The following is a 16197-nucleotide window of genomic DNA, read 5'->3' as shown; positions in this document are numbered from 1 at the left end:
CCATTGCGCATTTCTGCCGGCAAACCGGATTTGGTGGATGTACCTTCCCGTCTGTTCACAACTTGGGAAATGCGCCGCATTTTAATCATTCCATTAAAGACCTGGAAGCGTCTTCACCCCTATCTCACATGATTGAAATAGTGGGCTGAGGAAGGTGAATCGCATGAAGCAATGGATTTCGCTGCAGGCCGAACTCGGTAATTTTCAGCAGCGACGTGCGATTTTTATTTTCGCGCTTAAGATGAGTTTCGTCGCCGTCATCATGTCGCTTGCCATCATCCTGGTGCTGCTTTTTGTGATGCAATGGCTTGATCTTCTGCCATTGCCGATCTTCGAGGCGATGCGTTTTGGTGTCTTGCTGGCATGGATCATCGGGGGCACCGTGTCCGGCGCGCTTGCGGTGCTGGCAGGCTTTTCCATCCACAGGCTCGCGGTCTCCCGTGCTGAGTTCGAGCGGTTGAGCCGCACCGACATGCTGTCCGGCCTGCTCAACCGCCGTGCTTTCACCGAGGCATTGAGTATGGCCGGAGACGGCGCTTCTCTGGCGATTTTCGATCTGGATCGGTTCAAGGCGATCAACGATCGTTTCGGGCATGCATCCGGTGATGCCGTGATCGTTGCGGTCTCGCGGCTATTTTCCGATGCTTTCACCGGAGAAGACGTGATTGCCCGGCTTGGCGGTGAGGAATTCGGCGTCATCATTCATGGCGGCGATACGGCCGAGCGTATCGCGCGCGTTGAGGAGATCAAGGAGCAGATCGCCGAACACTCGATCGCCATTGAAGGCGGGTCGGTGAAGATCACCATTTCCGCCGGGATTGCCGATATCGGCGCGGATCGCAAGACGGAGACCGTCTACGCCGCCGCCGACAAGGCGCTTTATCTTGCCAAGACGCTCGGCCGCAACCGTGTCATGCACGAGCGCGAGCGTCTGTCGCAGGTCTGGCATCGCTGCGCCACGGAGCAGGAACAGGAGGCAACGACGGATGTCAGGGAACTGCAGCGCTATGTGCAGCGGATGTGAGGCTTCCATGCGCCATTGATGCTTGCGCGGGAGGCGACTATTTTGCATGGTCTGATAAAGTATTAAACTGGAACAGTCATGCTACGCGTCACTTCCTATCTGCCGGCCGGCACTCCTTCCTCCAATCCGATCGATCGTGTCGTCCTGCCGCATGATCTCAGGCATCTGCGCCGCAAACTGCTGCATCTCGAAAATGGCGAGATGGTCATGCTCGATCTTAAGGAGCCGGTTCTGTTTGCCAGCGGCGATCTGCTGGTGCGCGAGGATGGCGAGCTGATCGAGATCGTTGCAGCTGATGAAAAACTTTTCGAGATCCGCCCGCGCGATCGCAGGCATCTGATCGAGCTTGCCTGGCATCTCGGCAACCGCCATCTTCCCGCGCAGATCGAGGAGGAGCGTATCCTGATCTTGCGTGACCATGTGATCCGGTCCATGCTTGAGGGGCTGGGGGCTGTCGTGACCGAAGTCAGCGAGCCTTTCCAGCCCGCGCGAGGCGCCTACCACGCCCATGGAGGCCATTCGCACGGCCACGACCATCATCATGGTCACGGGCATGACCACGGACACGATCATCACAACCATTCGCATGATTGAACCGTGATGACCAACGCGGTGGTTTCGGACGATGGCGACCTACAGGCGCTGCTGCGGCTGATGGCGTGGCTATCCCCGGCGTTTCCTGTGGGATCGTTTGCCTATTCCGGCGGTTTGGAGCGTGCGGTGGATGACGGCCTGGTGCGCGACAGCACCGGCCTCAGCAATTGGATTTCTGCAATCATTGAGCATGGTTCCGCGTGGAATGATGCAGTGCTGCTGGTCGAGGCGCACCGGGCGGGCGCGGATGCGCAGCGGCTTGCGACCGTTGCGGAACTTGCCGAGGCGCTGGCTGGCTCGAAGGAGCGGCATAACGAGACCATGCTGCTTGGAGATGCCTTTCTCTCGGCCGCTGCCGCCTGGCCACATGCGATCTTTTCCGGGCTTCCGGCAAGGACGGCCTATCCGGTTGCGGTCGGCGCCGTCGCAGGTGCGCATGGCATTGCCGCCGAGAAGGCGGCTGCCGCCTTCCTGCATGCGCTGGCCTCGCAGATGGTATCTTCCGGCATTCGGCTTGGTGTCAGCGGCCAGAAAGATGGTGTCGCCGTTCTGGCGCGGCTGGAAGGTCTGTTTGCAGATGTCGCGCGTCGCGCTGCTCAATCCAGCCTAGACGATCTTGGCGCTGCGACCATACAGGCCGATATTGCGAGCCTGCGGCATGAGACCCAGGGCACGAGGCTCTTCAGGTCATGATGGGCGTTACAAAGAAGATATTGAAATTGAGGCATCGCCTACGTCATTCGCCTGTGTGCGACCGCCCGACGCTTAGCTATGCTATCACTTTATCGGAGTTGCGAGCATGAAATCGAGACATGGACCCTTGCGCGTGGGGATCGGTGGCCCGGTCGGTTCCGGCAAGACGGCGCTGACGGAGAAGCTGTGCAAGGCGATGCGCGAGGACTATTCCGTCGCCGTCGTCACCAATGACATCTACACGACCGAAGATGCGGAGGCGCTGGTGCGCATGCAGGCGCTGCCTTCGGATCGCATTGTCGGCGTCGAAACGGGCGGCTGCCCGCACACGGCCATCCGTGAAGATGCGACGATCAATCTGCAGGCCATTGCCGGCCTGAACGAGCGGCTTCCTGACCTCGATGTCGTTTTCATCGAATCCGGCGGCGACAATCTGGCGGCAACCTTTTCGCCCGATCTCGCCGATATCACCATCTACGTGATCTCGGTATGCCAGGGCGAGGAAATCCCGCGCAAGGGCGGCCCCGGCATTACCAAATCCGACCTTCTCGTCATTAACAAGAAGGATCTGGCGCCTTTCGTCGAGGTCGATCTCGAGGTGATGGATCGCGATGCCACCCGCATGCGCCAGGCACGCCCCTTCGTCTTTTCCGACATGAAGCGCGGCGACGGTGTCAGCAAGATCGTCGATTTCCTGAAGGAACAGGGCGGCCTTTGAGCCGCCCTGTCATTATCCAGACATCTGCTGAGGTGTTCTATTCTGCTGCGAAGGGCGGCAGCTTTAGTACATTGGTGCCCACCGACCTGTTTCGTCCATCCTTGTTTTCGATGGCCTCCAGACGCTCTTCCAGATTGGTGAGCGACTGGCGGTTTTCGTTGACGGCGACGGCCAGGCCTTCCTTGGTCACGACCTCGTCGTCCGCATCTTTCTTGCCGACAAGCCTGCCGAAGAGGTAGCCGAGCAGGCGCGACAGGTCGTCCATGATCAGGAAGAAGGACGGCACGACCACAAGGCTGAGTACCGTCGAGACAATGATGCCGCCGATCACGGCTATCGCCATCGGTGCGCGGAAGGAGCCGCCTTCGCCGACGCCGAGAGCGGACGGCAGCATGCCGGCCGACATGGCAATCGAGGTCATGATGATCGGGCGGGCACGCTTGCGGCCGGCTTCGACGACCGCTTCCAGCCGCGGCATGCCCTGATGCATCATCTCGATCGCGAAATCGACCAGCAGGATGGCGTTCTTCGTCACGATACCCATCAGCATCAGAATGCCGATCATGACGGGCATGGACAGCGCATTGCCTGTCATAATCAAGGCCAGCGCCACGCCGCCGATCGCCAATGGCAGCGACAGCAGAATGGTGAAGGGCTGGATCACATCCTTGAACAGCAGGATCAGCACAGTCAAAACGAGCATGAGGCCGAGAAGCATGGCATTGCCGAAGCTCTGCTGCATTTCCTTCTGGACCTTGGTATCGCCGCTTTCTGCCAGATGCACGGTTGCCGGGATCTTGGCGTTGTTGACGATATTGAGGAAGTGTTCCGATGCCGTATCCAGCGCCACGCCTTGCGGCAGGTCGGCCCCGATCGCGACGACGCGGAAACGGTTGTTGCGCTTGATGGAGGAAAGGCCCTCCGAATAGTCGATGTCGGCCACGCTCGATAGCGGCACGGTGGTGCCGGTGGATGCCTGTCCGGTGGTGCCCATCGATGTCTTGATGCGCAACGCACGGATCGCGGCCAGATCTCGGCGCATGCCGAGTGAGGCCTGAACGCGGATTGGGATCTGGCGATCATCGAGCGAGATCTTCGCAAGTGAAGCGTCGATATCGCCGATGGTCGCCACGCGAATCGTATCCGAAATCATCTGCGGCGTGATGCCAAGGCGTGCCGCCTCGTCCTTGCGCGGGAAGATCTGCAACTCGGGCCGCGGCAGGGCGCCGTCGGCGCTGACATTGGCAAGCGCCGGATCGGCGCGCAGCTTGGCTTCCAGAATACCGACGGCCTGATTGAGGTCCTTTTCGTTGCGCGAGAGGAAGTTATAGGTCAGGTCGCGGTCGCCGCGATCGTTCAGCTTGGTGATGCGGACGTCGGGTATCGAGCGCAGCTTGGCAAAGACTTCCTTTTCGATCTCCCATTGCGGGCGCACGCGGCCATGGACGGTAACCTTCGGCAGGTGGGGGCCGATGACAGGCAGCGAGCCGAGAACGTCGTTCACGACCTTCTTTGTCAGCGACTGATCGAGCTTGCCGAGTGTCAGCGTCACCGTGGCGCGGCGCAGTTCCAGATCGCCCTTCGGCGAGGCGCCGCCGAGTACGAAGACGCTTTCAACGCCATCGATACCCTTCACGCGCCGATAGATCTCGTTGGTTGCCTGTTCCGTATCATCGAGCCGGGCGTTCGGCGGCAGTTCCGCCGACAGAACGATGCGCGAGGAGTCTTCCGGCGGGATGAAGCTGCCGGGGACGAACATGATGAGAGCGAAGACCGAAGCGATCGAGAAAGCGAAAGCGGCAAGCAGCGTCGGATAACGCGTGTACCACTTCTTCGTCGTCAGCCGCACCAGCCAGCTATAGCCCCGCATGAAGCGGCCGTCATTGTCGTGATGGTCATCGACGCCGTCTTCGGTGCGCATCAGATAGGCGGCCATCATCGGCGTGATCAGACGCGCCACCAGCAGCGAGAAGAACACCGAGAAGGCGACCGTCAGGCCGAACTGGATGAAGTACTGCCCCGGAATACCCGGCATGAAGGAGACGGGCACGAAGACCGCGATGATGGTGAAGGTCGTCGCAATGACGGCCAGACCGATTTCGTCTGCAGCGTCGATGGCGGCGCGATAGGGCGTCTTGCCCATCTTGATGTGGCGCGCGATGTTCTCGATTTCGACGATGGCATCATCGACGAGAATACCGGTTGCCAGCGTCAGCGCCAGGAAGCTGACGAGGTTCAGCGAGAAGCCGATCTGGTTCATGATCCAGAATGTCGGGATCGCGGAGAGCGGCAAGGCAACCGCCGATATCAGCGTCGCGCGCCAGTTCCGCAGGAACAGGAAGACGACGATGACGGCCAGTATGGCGCCTTCGATCAGCGTATGCATCGCCGATTCGTAGTTGCCATAGGTGTAGTAGACGGAGTCGTCGATCATCTCGATCGAGACGTTCGGGTTCTCCGCGCGCACCTTGTCGAGCGTGTCGGCAACCGTCTTGGCGACGGTCACCTCGCTGGCGCCCTTGGCGCGGAATACGCCGAAGGTGACGACAGGGGCACTGTTGAACCGCGAAAAGGACTTCGGCTCCTGATAGGTGTCCTTGATGGCGCCAAGATCGGAGAGTTTTACGAAGCGCCCGTTGGTGAGCGCGATCGTCGTATCGGCGAGCTGGGCGACATTGCGGGCGTCGCCGAGCACGCGGATCGCCTGCTCGCTGCCGGCAACCTGGCCGCGGCCGGAACCAAGATCGATATTGGTGCTGCGGAGCTGCTGGCTCACCGAAAGCGCTGTTATGCCATAGGCATTCAGCTTGTTGGGATCGAGCTCGATGCGCACTTCTCGATCGGCGCCGCCATAGCGGTCCACTCGGCCGATGCCCGCCTTGCCCTGCAGCGCGCGCTTGACCGTATCGTCCACGTACCAGGACAGCTCTTCGAGCGTCATGTTCGGCGAGGACACGGCGAAGCTCTGGATCGCCTGGCCGACGACATCGACCTTGGAGACGATCGGCTCATCGATGGTCGATGGCAGGTTGCCGCGGATGCGGTCGATGGCGTCCTTGGTGTCCTGAACGGCCTGCTCGGTCGGCACCTCCAATCGGAAGACGACGACGGTCTGCGATTGGCCGTCGGTGATCGTCGATTGTATCTCGTCGATGCCGTTGATGCTGGCAACGGCGTCTTCGATCTCCTTCGTCACCTGCATTTCTAGCTCGGCCGGCGAGGCGCCGCTTTGCGTCACGGTGACATTGACAATAGGGACGTCAATGTTCGGGAAGCGGGTGATGGGCAGATTGAAAAAGGCATGCGCGCCCACGACCATCAGCAGGAAGAAGCCGAGGAGCGGGGCGACCGGATTTCGGATGGACCAGGCGGAGAAGTTCATCTTGTCGTTCTCGCTCAGTTGGAGGCTTGCGACGTATCGCGAACCGGCGTGATGTGGTCGCCGTCGCGAACATAGGCACCGGCCTTGGCGACGACATCATCACCGGCTTTCAGGCCCTTGACGATCTCGACATAGCCTGAATCCTGGATGCCGGTTTCGACGCTCACGAACTTGACCACGCCGTTTTCGACCTTGCGGGCGGAAGAACCGTTTTCCTCGCTGTTGACTGCCGTCAGCGGCAGGGCGACGCCATCTTCCTGGCGAATGATGATCTCGGCGCTACCATACATGCCGGCGCGAGCCTTCTCGCCTTCGTCGATCGTGATATGCACCGCGCCGAGGCGGGTGACGGGATCAACGATCGGAGCAACGAGACGGACCGTTCCGGCAAGCTTTTCGCGACGGCCTGAAAGCGCGATCAAGGCCTTCTGTCCGCTCGTGATCTTGGTGATATCGCTCTCGGACACATCGACCACCAATTCGAGCTGGCTGTCGCGGATGATGGTGAAAAGCGGATCGCCATTGCCGTTGGCGATGGCGCCGACGCGGGCATTGCGCGACGCGACGGTGCCGGCGACGGGGGTCTTAATGCCTGTTCTGGCAAGCTTGAGATCGGTATCGGCGATCTGGCTGTCGGTAACCTTCAGATCGGCCTCTGCAACGGCGATCGCCTGCTCGGCGGAAACGACGCGCGCCTTGTTGGCGGCGGCGGCGGCATTCGCCTGTTCCACCGAGGAGGTCGACATCGTGCCCTTGGCGCCCATTGTGACGGCGCGAACACGCTGCAATTCTGCCTCTTCGGCATTGGCGCGGGCTTCGGTGAGCTGGGCGTGCAATTGCGCAAGGCTTGCTTCGCCTTTGGCCCGCGTCGCCTGCATCTGGCTCTTCTGCAGAATAAGAGCATCATCGTTCAGCGTGGCAAGTGTGCTGTTCGCGCTGACCTTGTCGCCGACATCTGCGTTGAGAGAGCGGATGGAGAGGCCATCCACCTGCGGCTGGATGTAAACCTCCTCGACAGCCTTCACCGTGCCGGTCGCGACCACCTTGTCGGTCAGGTGGCGCATCGTGGCTGTGGTGATGACGATTGCGGGCAGGTTCTGTTTCGGCGTGGTAACCGGGGGCTCTTCCGCCAGGGCGGCAGACACGCCCAGCAGGGAAAGCAGGATTGCGGTCGTGCTCAGAAGTCTAAACGGCGTAAGGGCCATGCGTCCGGTTCCAGTTCGGCGTTTGATAAAATGGGATTTCGCTGTTTTCCGTCGCGAACACGGGGATGCGATGCATGTGGGCCGGCTTCTCCGGCGGATCAATATCCGTCTGTCATGCCTTGCAGTTCCCTCATCCTAAAATCGCTCATGTAGATGGGATCGATTTTCAATTCTCGCAAGATCACGAGAAAATGATTTCGCGGGCATTTCTATCGTCTACAACCTTGCGAAGCAATCACGGCATTGTGATGTCAGCATTCGAATAGTTGATGGCTGAGGGCTTTTCAGCCAGACGGCGCGACAAAGCCAGCATTTTGTTGCTGCTGTTACAAAATGAAAAAAAACGCGCAAGGCGGAAACCTCACGCGTTTTAGTCTCTGTGAGTGCTCCGAGCTTATTTCAGAGCAGCGTCCGTGATCTCATGCGTATAGGCGCCATCCGGCTTCTTGTTGATGATCTTCTGATCGAGCAGGGCTTCGACCGTGCGGTTATAGGTCTTCATGTCGAGCTTGCCGCTGCCGATCAGCTTGGCGACTTCGCCCGCCATGCGCTTCTGGTGGTTTTCATCCTGGCCGCCATTGTCCATGACGATTTCGGCGGCTTCATCCGGATGCTCGACGGCATATTTCCAGCCCTTCATCGACGCGCGGACGAATTTCACCATGTCGGCCTTGAACTTCGCATCCTTCAGCTTGTCTTCTTTGACGTAGAGGCCGTCTTCCAGAAGGTCGTTGCCGAGCTTCGTATAGTTGAAGACGGTCAGGTCTTCGGCCTTGAAGCCGGCATCGATCGCCTGCCAATATTCGTTATAGGTCATGACGGAGATGCAGTCGGCCTGCTTCTGGACGAGGGGCTGCACGTCGAAGCTCTGCTTCAGAACGTTGACGCCATCCTTGCCGCCGTCGGTCTTGAGGCCGAGCTTATGCATCCAGGCGAAGAAGGGATATTCGTTGCCGTAGAACCAGACGCCGAGGGTGTGTCCCTTGAAATCCTTCTCCGTCTTGACCGGGCCATCCTTAGGGCAGATCAGCTCCAGACCGGATTTTTCGAAGGGCTGGGCGATATTGATGAGCGGCACGCCCTTTTCGCGGGCAACCAGTGCGCCGCCCATCCAGTCGACGATCACATCGGCACCGCCGCCGGCGATTACCTGCTCCGGAGCGATATCAGGCCCGCCCGCCTTGATATCGACATCGAGGCCTTCTTCCTTGTAGAAGCCCTTGTCCTTGGCAACGAAGTAGCCGCCGAACTGAGCCTGGGCCACCCATTTCAGCTGCAGGGTCAACTTATCCGCCGCCATCGCGCCCTGGGTGGCGGCAAGCGTCATAGCACTTGCCATCAATGCAAACATTATTTTTTTCATGTCTTCACCCTTTCCCTCTGAAGTTATGCCTTGATCCCTTGGAAGGGATCCTGGATTACGTCTGCCCACCACGGATAGACGGATGCCAGAACGTCACCATTCGTTCGATGATGGCGACGATACCGTAGAAGACCGAGCCGGCAATCGCGGCAACCGCGATCTCAGCCCAGACCATATCGAGGTTCAACCGGCCATTTTCGGTTGAGATGCGGAAACCCATGCCCGACATGGGCGTGCCGAAGAACTCCGCCACGATGGCACCAATCATCGCCAGGGTCGAGTTGATCTTCAGCGCATTGAAAATAAAGGGGGCGGCGGCGGGCAGGCGCAGCTTGAACAACGTCTGCCAATAGCTCGATGCGTAGGTGCGCATCAGGTCGCGTTCCATATTGCCGGCCGCGGCAAGGCCCGTCACCGTATTCACCAGCATCGGGAAGAAGGTCATGATGACGACGACGGCGGCCTTCGACTGCCAGTCGAAGCCGAACCACATGACCATGATCGGCGCGACGCCGATAATCGGCAGGGCCGAGACGAAATTGCCGATCGGCAGCAGGCCGCGCCGCAGGAAGGCGAAGCGGTCCGCAAGAATGGCGACGATGAAGCCGCTGGCGCAGCCGATGATATAGCCGATCAGGACGGCGGTGAGGATCGTCTGGCGGACATCGATCCACAATGTCGGAATCGAATTGGCGATCCTGGCACCGATGGCGCTTGGCGGCGGCAGAAGGACCAGGGAGACGCCTGCGCCGCGAGTGACGGCTTCCCAGATGATCAGTATCCATATGCCAAAGATCGCCGGGATCAGCAGCCGCAGCGTATAGTTGCCGGCGGTCGAGTGCGAACGCATCGACGACAGGACGGAAACGCAGCGCCAGGCCAGCAGCCATGAAGCGGCAATCAGAATGAAGAAGGATAGCTGTGCCTTGCCTTCATTGCCGGAAATTCCCGCAAGCAGCAGCCATGCCGCCGCATGCGCGCCGAAGAAGAGGACCGCCGCGCTCAAGTCTGCAGATAGGCGCATGAAGGAGAGGGCGGCCGCCGCAGCAATCAGAATGAAGATGACGAAGGTCGTTCCGCTGCTGACGGGTGCCGCGGCATCCGCTGCAAGCAGCGGCAATGCGGGGATGGCTGCAAGACAGAGAAGAAGTGCAAGAATGCCCTGCCAGGAGAAAAGAAAGGATCTCATGCCGTTCTGCCTCCCATCGAACGGTCGACGATGCGCGCCGCAATGCTGACGATACCGACGAGAACGGCAGCGAGGACGGAGCCGGCGACCAAGGCGGCCCATATATCGATGGTCTGGCTGTAATAGGAGCCTGCCAGAAGCTTCGCGCCGATGCCGGCGACCGCGCCCGTCGGCAGCTCGCCGACGATCGTTCCGACCAGGCTTGCGGCGATCGCGACCTTCATGGAGGTGAAGAGGAAGGGGACCGAAGCCGGCACGCGCAGCTTCCAGAAGGTCTGCCAGCTGCTGGCATTATAGGTGCGCATCAGATCGAGATGCATGATTTCCGGAGAGCGCAGGCCCTTCGTCATGCCGACCGTGACCGGGAAGAACGACAGATAGGTGGAAATCAGCGCCTTCGGGATCAGCCCGTCTATGCCAAGGGCACTGAAGACGACGATGATCGTCGGCGCGATGGCAAGGATCGGGATCGTCTGGGACGCGATGATCCACGGCATGAGGCTGCGGTCGAGCGCGACGAGATGGACGATGCCGACTGCAAAGAGGACGCCGAGAATCGTGCCGAAGGCAAAGCCGACCGCTGTCGGCGCCAGCGTTATCCAGGCATTGTAGACGAGGCTGCGATTGCTTGTCGGCACCCGCAGGAAAGTGTTTTCAAAGACATTCTGCGCTACCTGGTGCGGCGCGGGCAGGGTCGGCTTCGGCTGGGATAGCGTCTTGCCGATGAATTCTACCATCGTCGGTGTTACGTTGCCGCGCCGGTCGAGATCGCGCTGGAATGGCGCATTGAGAATGACGGCGAAGACATACCAGAGCAGGACAATCGCCAGGATGATCGTCGTGACCGGCAGGAACTTGTGCTTGAAGAACTGTTCCTTTTCCATGTTCATGCCCTTCCTTGCGCGGGAAGCAGCATGAGGATCATGGCGATGATGCCAAGACCCACGCCGGCAAGTTGCTGCAGGCTCAGCCGTTCGCCGAAGACGATGAAGGCGATGACATTGACGACGACGAGCTGTGCGATGGAGGAAGCGGAGATCGCCAGGCCAAGTCCGCCCTCGCGCATCAACCGCACCATCATCAGATTGCCGACACAATAGAGCGCAAGCGACAGGATCAAGACCAACATGTTGTTGTTGGCGATATAGGCGCGCGAAGCTGTAGCACCGCCGATGAAGATCGCCATCGCGCCGACAAGCCAGAGGAGGAATTGTGGGTTCATGATATTCCTCCGATTGCGGAGCGGCGTTGTTTTCCCGGCTCCGACAGTACGGCAATTGCATGAGAATGAGGCTGCTTCAGCGCACCTCCTTCTCCCCTCGGGGAGAAGGTGCCGCCAGGCGGATGAGGGGGCTTGCCAAGAAAGCGGAAGCCGATGGCTTTGAAGCGGTTAACCCCCTCATCCGACCCTTCGGGCCACCTTCTCCCCGAGGGGAGAAGGTAAAGACCGCACCGACCTGCTCCTATATGCGATTGCCTTGGGCTCGGTACGGTGAGGGGCCGTCGCGCGACGGAGCCGTCCATCATCCTATTCCTCATAGCTATGCCCTGCTCTCAGCCCTTCCCGGACGCGGTGGGCGATTTCCAGGAATTCCGCCGTTTCGCGAATGTCGAGCGGCCGCTCCGTCGGTAGCGTCGATTCGATGACGTCGGTGACGCGGCCCGGACGCGGTGACATGACCACGATCTTCGTCGAGAGATAGACTGCTTCCGGGATGGAGTGGGTTACGAAGCAGATGGTCTTGTTCGTCTGTTTCCAGAGTTTCAGAAGCTGTTCGTTCAAATGATCGCGGACGATTTCGTCCAGTGCGCCGAAGGGCTCGTCCATCAGGAGAAGATCGGCATCGAAAGCCAGTGCACGGGCGATCGAAGCGCGCTGCTGCATGCCGCCGGAGAGCTGCCAGGGAAACTTGTGTTCGAAGCCGTTGAGATTGACGAGTTCCAGCGTCCGGGCGATGCGCTTGGCCTGCTCTTGCTTGTCATAGCCCATGATTTCGAGCGGCAGGGCGATATTCTTCTCGATCGTCCGCCAGGGATAAAGGGCTGCGGCCTGGAAGACATAGCCATAGGCGCGATTTTTTCGAGCATCTTCCGGCGACATGCCGTTGACGCTGATATCGCCCGATGTCTTACGCTCGAGGTCGGCGATGACACGCAGGAAGGTGGTCTTGCCGCAGCCCGAAGGGCCGATGAAGGAGACGAAATCGCCCTTGCGAACATCGAGATCGACATTGCTCAGCGCATGCACCGGCCCGTCATTTGTATTGTAGGTGAGACAGAGATTCCGCGCAGAGACGACGGAGGAAGCGGATGACGTCATTAACACCTACCAGTCCTGTTTTCGCCGCATGTTTGAGGCGGATTGCGTGTTATCCTGTTTGGCATTGCCGCAGTCCGGAGAGGCGAGAAGCCTTTGGGGCTGCTGAACAGAGGGGAGCAATGCCGTGAGTGTCTCATCGAAGCCCACCTGCCGTGTCGTGCGGCCCGGCAGTACCTATGCCGGAAAACAGGGTCTCAATTATTTTGAAGGGATTGCCGCCGAGACAGTGGGCTCGACGGGGATTTGCATGCATCTTCTGACCATCCCGCCGGGTGCCCGCGCCAAGGCGCATCTTCACGCCTCGCATGAGACGGCGATCTACGCGATTTCCGGAGAGACGCATTGCTGGTTCGGCGACCAGCTGGAAGAGCATGTCATCGTGCGCGAGGGCGAGATGTTCTATATTCCGGCCGGCGTCCCGCATCTTCCCGCGAACTTGAGCGACCGGCCGGCGACAGCGGTCATCGCCCGCACCGATCCGAACGAGCAGGAAAGCGTCGTCCTGCTGCCGGATATGGAACGGTATGTGCCGTGCTAGAGCCGTCTCGCTTTTCTTCGAATCGCGAAAATGCTCTATCTTTTTGTTTTTACACAATTCCGGACGGAAAACTGCTACGCGCTTTTCCTGGAATTGCTCTAGATGGCCGATGAGCCGAAGCGCCGTGCCCAAGCGTCATACCCCGCTTGCGGGGATGCCGCTGCGCTGCACTTTGCGCGGCGCGGTGACTTCTTTCCAGGTGGAAAGTGCCCGGTTGACGGCGGTGAAGGGCTCGCGCTTGACGAACTCGCCGTGGCCTTCTCGGGTCTTGACCGTGCCTTCCTCGATGGCGACGATGCCGCGCGTCAGCGTATAGCGCGGCAGGCCGGTCACTTCCTTGCCCTCGAAGACGTTGTAATCGATCGCCGACTGCTGCGTCTTGGCGGTGATGGTTTTCGAGCGCTTCGGGTCCCAGACGACGATATCGGCATCGGCGCCCACAAGGATCGCGCCCTTCTTCGGATAGACGTTGAGGATCTTGGCGATGTTGGACGACGTGACCGCAACGAACTCGTTCATCGTCAGCCGGCCGGTGTTGACGCCGTAGGTCCAGAGCATGGGCATACGATCCTCAAGGCCGCCGGTTCCGTTCGGGATCTTGGTGAAGTCGTTGAGGCCGAAGCGCTTCTGCTCGGTCGTAAAGGCGCAGTGGTCGGTCGCGACCACCTGCAGAGAGCCGGAGGCGAGACCGGCCCAGAGGCTATCCTGATGCTGCTTGTTGCGGAAGGGGGGTGACATGACACGGCGGGCGGCATGGTCCCAATCTGCATTGGCATATTCGCTTTCGTCGAGTGTCAGGTGCTGGATCAGCGGTTCGCCATAGACGCGCATGCCCTTCTGGCGGGCGCGGCGGATGGCTTCATGCGCCTGTTCGCAGGAGGTATGGACGATATAGACGGGCGAGCCCGCCATATCGGCGATCATGATGGCGCGGTTCGTTGCCTCGCCTTCGACTTCCGCCGGGCGGGAATAGGCATGCGCTTCCGGGCCGTTATTGCCTTCGGCCAGCAGCTTTGCCTGCATCTGCGCGACCACATCGCCGTTTTCGGCGTGGACGAGCGGCAAAGCGCCAAGCTCGGCGCAGCGCTGGAAGGAAGAGAACATCTCGTCGTCATCCACCATAAGCGCGCCCTTATAGGCCATGAAATGCTTGAATGTGTTGATGCCCTTCTCGCGGACGACGGTTTCCATCTCGTTGAAGACCTGTTCGCCCCACCAGGTGATCGCCATGTGGAAGGAATAGTCGCAGGTCGCGCGGGTGGACTTGTTGTCCCACATGGTCAGCGCTTCGAGCAGCGACTGGCCGGGCGAGGGGAGCGCAAAATCCACCACCATCGTCGTGCCGCCGGCAAGGGCCGCGCGGGTGCCGCTCTCGAAATCGTCAGAGGAATAAGTGCCCATGAACGGCATTTCGAGATGCGTGTGCGGGTCGATGCCGCCAGGCATGACATAACAGCCGGACGCATCCAGCACTTCGCTGCCGGAGAGATTCTGCCCGATTTCGACGATCTTACCGCCTTCGATCTTCACATCCGCCTTATAGGTCAGGTCGGCCGTGACGATGGTTCCACCCTTGATGACTGTGCTCATGGTGCATGCTCCAGATGTGTTAGGTTCCGATGCTGGGAGACGCGGCAGTCAAGCCACGATCTCCGCCGTCTCAACGACTGCGTGGAACAGCACATCCGCGCCGGCCGTCGCCCATTCCTTGGAGATTTCTTCGGCCTCATTGTGGGAGAGGCCGCCGACGCAGGGGCACATGACCATGGTGGCGGGGGCAACCTTGGCGGCCCAGCAGGCATCGTGACCGGCGCCGGAGATGATGTTCATATGGCTGTAGCCGAGTTTCTCAGCCGCGTTACGCACGGAAGTCACGAGCTTGGGATCGAAGGTGACCGGCTCGAAATGGCCGATGGCTTCGACAGAGCAGCCGACGCCGAGGGCATCGGCGATCTTCTTGCCTTCGGTTTCGATCTTGGTACGCATGCGATCGAGCTTTTCCTTGTCCGGCGTGCGGATGTCGACGGTGAAGACCACCTTGCCAGGCAGGACATTGCGCGAATTCGGCGAGAAGAAAACCTGGCCGACGCCGCCGACGGCCCCCGGCTGGTTTTCCATGGCGACGCTCTGCACCATCTCGATGATCCGCGACATAGCGAGGCCGGCATTGACGCGCATGGCCATCGGCGTCGAGCCTGTATGCGCTTCCTTGCCGGTCAGCGTGAATTCCAGCCACCAAAGGCCCTGACAGTGCGTGACGACGCCGATCGTCTTGTTTTCGGCCTCCAGGATCGGGCCCTGTTCGATATGATATTCGAAATAGGCATGCATCCTGCGAGCACCGACCTCTTCATCGCCGAGCCAGCCGATGCGCTTCAGCTCCTCGCCATAGGTCTTGCCGTCGGGATCTTTGCGGCCATAGGCATAATCAAGTGTGTGCACGCCGGCAAAGACGCCGGAGGCGAGCATAGCGGGCGCGAAGCGCGCGCCTTCCTCGTTGGCCCAGTTGGTGACCACGATGGGATGTTTGGTCTTGATGCCGAGGTCATTCATCGTGCGCACGACTTCTAGCGCGGCAAGCACGCCGAGCACGCCGTCATACTTGCCGCCGGTCGGCTGGGTATCGAGATGCGAGCCGACATAGACGGGCAGCGCATCTGGATCGGTGCCGGCGCGGGTCGCGAACATCGTACCCATCTTGTCGACGCCGACGGTCAGGCCGGCCTTGTCGCACCAGGTCTTGAAAAGGCTGCGTCCCTCGGCGTCGGCATCGGTCAGCGTTTGGCGATTGTTGCCGCCGGCAATGCCGGGGCCGATTTTCGCCATGTCCATCAGCGTATCCCAAAGGCGATCGCCATTGATACGCATGTTTTCTCCTGGCGCTGCCACCATGATGCAATCCTCACCCGTTTGTCCTGGGGCACGCAAGGCGCATGCCCGAAATTGTTCCCGTTGGTCTTATTTCAAATTCCGGAGCGCCGTCTTGTTTTTCTTGCCCGGAAATCGCCAGTTGCCTTTAGGAGACATCTGACAGATAATTTGACCGATTGGTAAACATTACAACTTCCGTGGCGCGGCTCAAGACGAAAAGCACGAAAAATTCCGATAAAATTTCAGGCGATTGCCAGATCCGATGCATCGACAGGGTGAATGAGGGAACGGCCGAAAGGC

At 60.0% G+C, this 16197-nt stretch carries 14 protein-coding genes; 5 read left to right on the top strand and 9 right to left on the bottom strand.

Annotated features, from left to right (window positions below):
* The first annotated feature begins 163 nt into the window (after positions 1-163).
* From AC13RC_RS21765 to ureG, 4 genes are all read left to right on the top strand, one after another.
* A complete protein-coding gene (locus AC13RC_RS21765) occupies positions 164-1024 on the top strand; it encodes a GGDEF domain-containing protein (RefSeq protein ID WP_113395461.1) in 861 nt (286 codons plus the stop codon).
* A 78-nt stretch (positions 1025-1102) separates the two neighbouring features.
* Complete coding sequence (gene ureE / locus AC13RC_RS21760) at positions 1103-1618, top strand: urease accessory protein UreE (protein ID WP_113389054.1); 516 nt, start codon at positions 1103-1105, stop codon at positions 1616-1618.
* A 6-nt stretch (positions 1619-1624) separates the two neighbouring features.
* A complete protein-coding gene (locus AC13RC_RS21755) occupies positions 1625-2311 on the top strand; it encodes an urease accessory protein UreF (protein WP_488558374.1) in 687 nt (228 codons plus the stop codon).
* A 106-nt stretch (positions 2312-2417) separates the two neighbouring features.
* Positions 2418-3029, top strand: coding sequence for an urease accessory protein UreG (gene ureG, locus AC13RC_RS21750; protein ID WP_145316311.1), 612 nt, complete (start codon positions 2418-2420; stop codon positions 3027-3029).
* Positions 3030-3066: 37 nt separating this feature from the next.
* On the opposite strand, the gene AC13RC_RS21745 is transcribed toward ureG, so the two are convergent.
* The 7 genes from AC13RC_RS21745 to AC13RC_RS21715 form a co-directional block, all read right to left on the bottom strand.
* Positions 3067-6411 carry an efflux RND transporter permease subunit gene (locus tag AC13RC_RS21745; RefSeq protein ID WP_488558373.1) on the bottom strand — a complete coding sequence of 1115 codons (3345 nt, stop codon included), beginning with the start codon at positions 6409-6411 and terminating at the stop codon, positions 3067-3069.
* 14 nt (positions 6412-6425) lie between these two features.
* Complete coding sequence (locus AC13RC_RS21740) at positions 6426-7616, bottom strand: efflux RND transporter periplasmic adaptor subunit (RefSeq protein ID WP_113389052.1); 1191 nt, start codon at positions 7614-7616, stop codon at positions 6426-6428.
* A gap of 394 nt (positions 7617-8010) precedes the next feature.
* Positions 8011-8979 (bottom strand): ABC transporter substrate-binding protein, encoded by a 969-nt coding sequence (locus AC13RC_RS21735; RefSeq protein ID WP_113330237.1) that lies wholly within the window; start codon positions 8977-8979, stop codon positions 8011-8013.
* Between the two features lie 55 nt (positions 8980-9034).
* Positions 9035-10168, bottom strand: coding sequence for an ABC transporter permease (locus AC13RC_RS21730; protein WP_113389051.1), 1134 nt, complete (start codon positions 10166-10168; stop codon positions 9035-9037).
* On the bottom strand, positions 10165-11052 hold the full coding sequence (locus tag AC13RC_RS21725) for an ABC transporter permease (protein WP_113330235.1): 888 nt from the start codon (positions 11050-11052) through the stop codon (positions 10165-10167). Before AC13RC_RS21725 ends, AC13RC_RS21730 begins: the two co-directional genes overlap by 4 nt.
* Positions 11053-11054: 2 nt before the next feature.
* Entirely contained in the window at positions 11055-11390 is a 336-nt protein-coding gene (locus AC13RC_RS21720) for a hypothetical protein (RefSeq protein ID WP_113330234.1), read from the bottom strand.
* 306 nt (positions 11391-11696) lie between these two features.
* Positions 11697-12488 (bottom strand): ABC transporter ATP-binding protein, encoded by a 792-nt coding sequence (locus AC13RC_RS21715; RefSeq protein ID WP_488493457.1) that lies wholly within the window; start codon positions 12486-12488, stop codon positions 11697-11699.
* 124 nt (positions 12489-12612) lie between these two features.
* Between AC13RC_RS21715 and AC13RC_RS21710 the strand changes: the two genes are divergently transcribed.
* Entirely contained in the window at positions 12613-13026 is a 414-nt protein-coding gene (locus AC13RC_RS21710) for a cupin domain-containing protein (protein WP_113389049.1), read from the top strand.
* 135 nt (positions 13027-13161) lie between these two features.
* On the opposite strand, the gene hydA is transcribed toward AC13RC_RS21710, so the two are convergent.
* Together hydA and AC13RC_RS21700 are read right to left on the bottom strand one after the other, a co-directional pair.
* Positions 13162-14616, bottom strand: coding sequence for a dihydropyrimidinase (gene hydA, locus AC13RC_RS21705; protein WP_488558372.1), 1455 nt, complete (start codon positions 14614-14616; stop codon positions 13162-13164).
* A 48-nt stretch (positions 14617-14664) separates the two neighbouring features.
* Positions 14665-15918, bottom strand: coding sequence for a Zn-dependent hydrolase (locus AC13RC_RS21700; protein WP_113389047.1), 1254 nt, complete (start codon positions 15916-15918; stop codon positions 14665-14667).
* Positions 15919-16197: the final 279 nt, after the last annotated feature.

The organism is Martinezella sp. CNPSo 3890, from assembly GCF_057784455.1.
The sequence above is the reverse complement of the archived record's forward strand: the minus strand, read 5'-3'. Positions and strand labels throughout refer to the sequence as shown.

Coding starts and splice junctions, on each gene's coding strand:
- AC13RC_RS21765 (WP_113395461.1), top strand. CDS start 164: ATGAAGCAATGGATTTCGCTGCAGGCCGAACTCGGTAATTTTCAGCAG.
- ureE (WP_113389054.1), top strand. CDS start 1,103: ATGCTACGCGTCACTTCCTATCTGCCGGCCGGCACTCCTTCCTCCAAT.
- AC13RC_RS21755 (WP_488558374.1), top strand. CDS start 1,625: ATGACCAACGCGGTGGTTTCGGACGATGGCGACCTACAGGCGCTGCTG.
- ureG (WP_145316311.1), top strand. CDS start 2,418: ATGAAATCGAGACATGGACCCTTGCGCGTGGGGATCGGTGGCCCGGTC.
- AC13RC_RS21745 (WP_488558373.1), bottom strand. CDS start 6,411: ATGAACTTCTCCGCCTGGTCCATCCGAAATCCGGTCGCCCCGCTCCTC.
- AC13RC_RS21740 (WP_113389052.1), bottom strand. CDS start 7,616: ATGGCCCTTACGCCGTTTAGACTTCTGAGCACGACCGCAATCCTGCTT.
- AC13RC_RS21735 (WP_113330237.1), bottom strand. CDS start 8,979: ATGAAAAAAATAATGTTTGCATTGATGGCAAGTGCTATGACGCTTGCC.
- AC13RC_RS21730 (WP_113389051.1), bottom strand. CDS start 10,168: ATGAGATCCTTTCTTTTCTCCTGGCAGGGCATTCTTGCACTTCTTCTC.
- AC13RC_RS21725 (WP_113330235.1), bottom strand. CDS start 11,052: ATGGAAAAGGAACAGTTCTTCAAGCACAAGTTCCTGCCGGTCACGACG.
- AC13RC_RS21720 (WP_113330234.1), bottom strand. CDS start 11,390: ATGAACCCACAATTCCTCCTCTGGCTTGTCGGCGCGATGGCGATCTTC.
- AC13RC_RS21715 (WP_488493457.1), bottom strand. CDS start 12,488: ATGACGTCATCCGCTTCCTCCGTCGTCTCTGCGCGGAATCTCTGTCTC.
- hydA (WP_488558372.1), bottom strand. CDS start 14,616: ATGAGCACAGTCATCAAGGGTGGAACCATCGTCACGGCCGACCTGACC.
- AC13RC_RS21700 (WP_113389047.1), bottom strand. CDS start 15,918: ATGGTGGCAGCGCCAGGAGAAAACATGCGTATCAATGGCGATCGCCTT.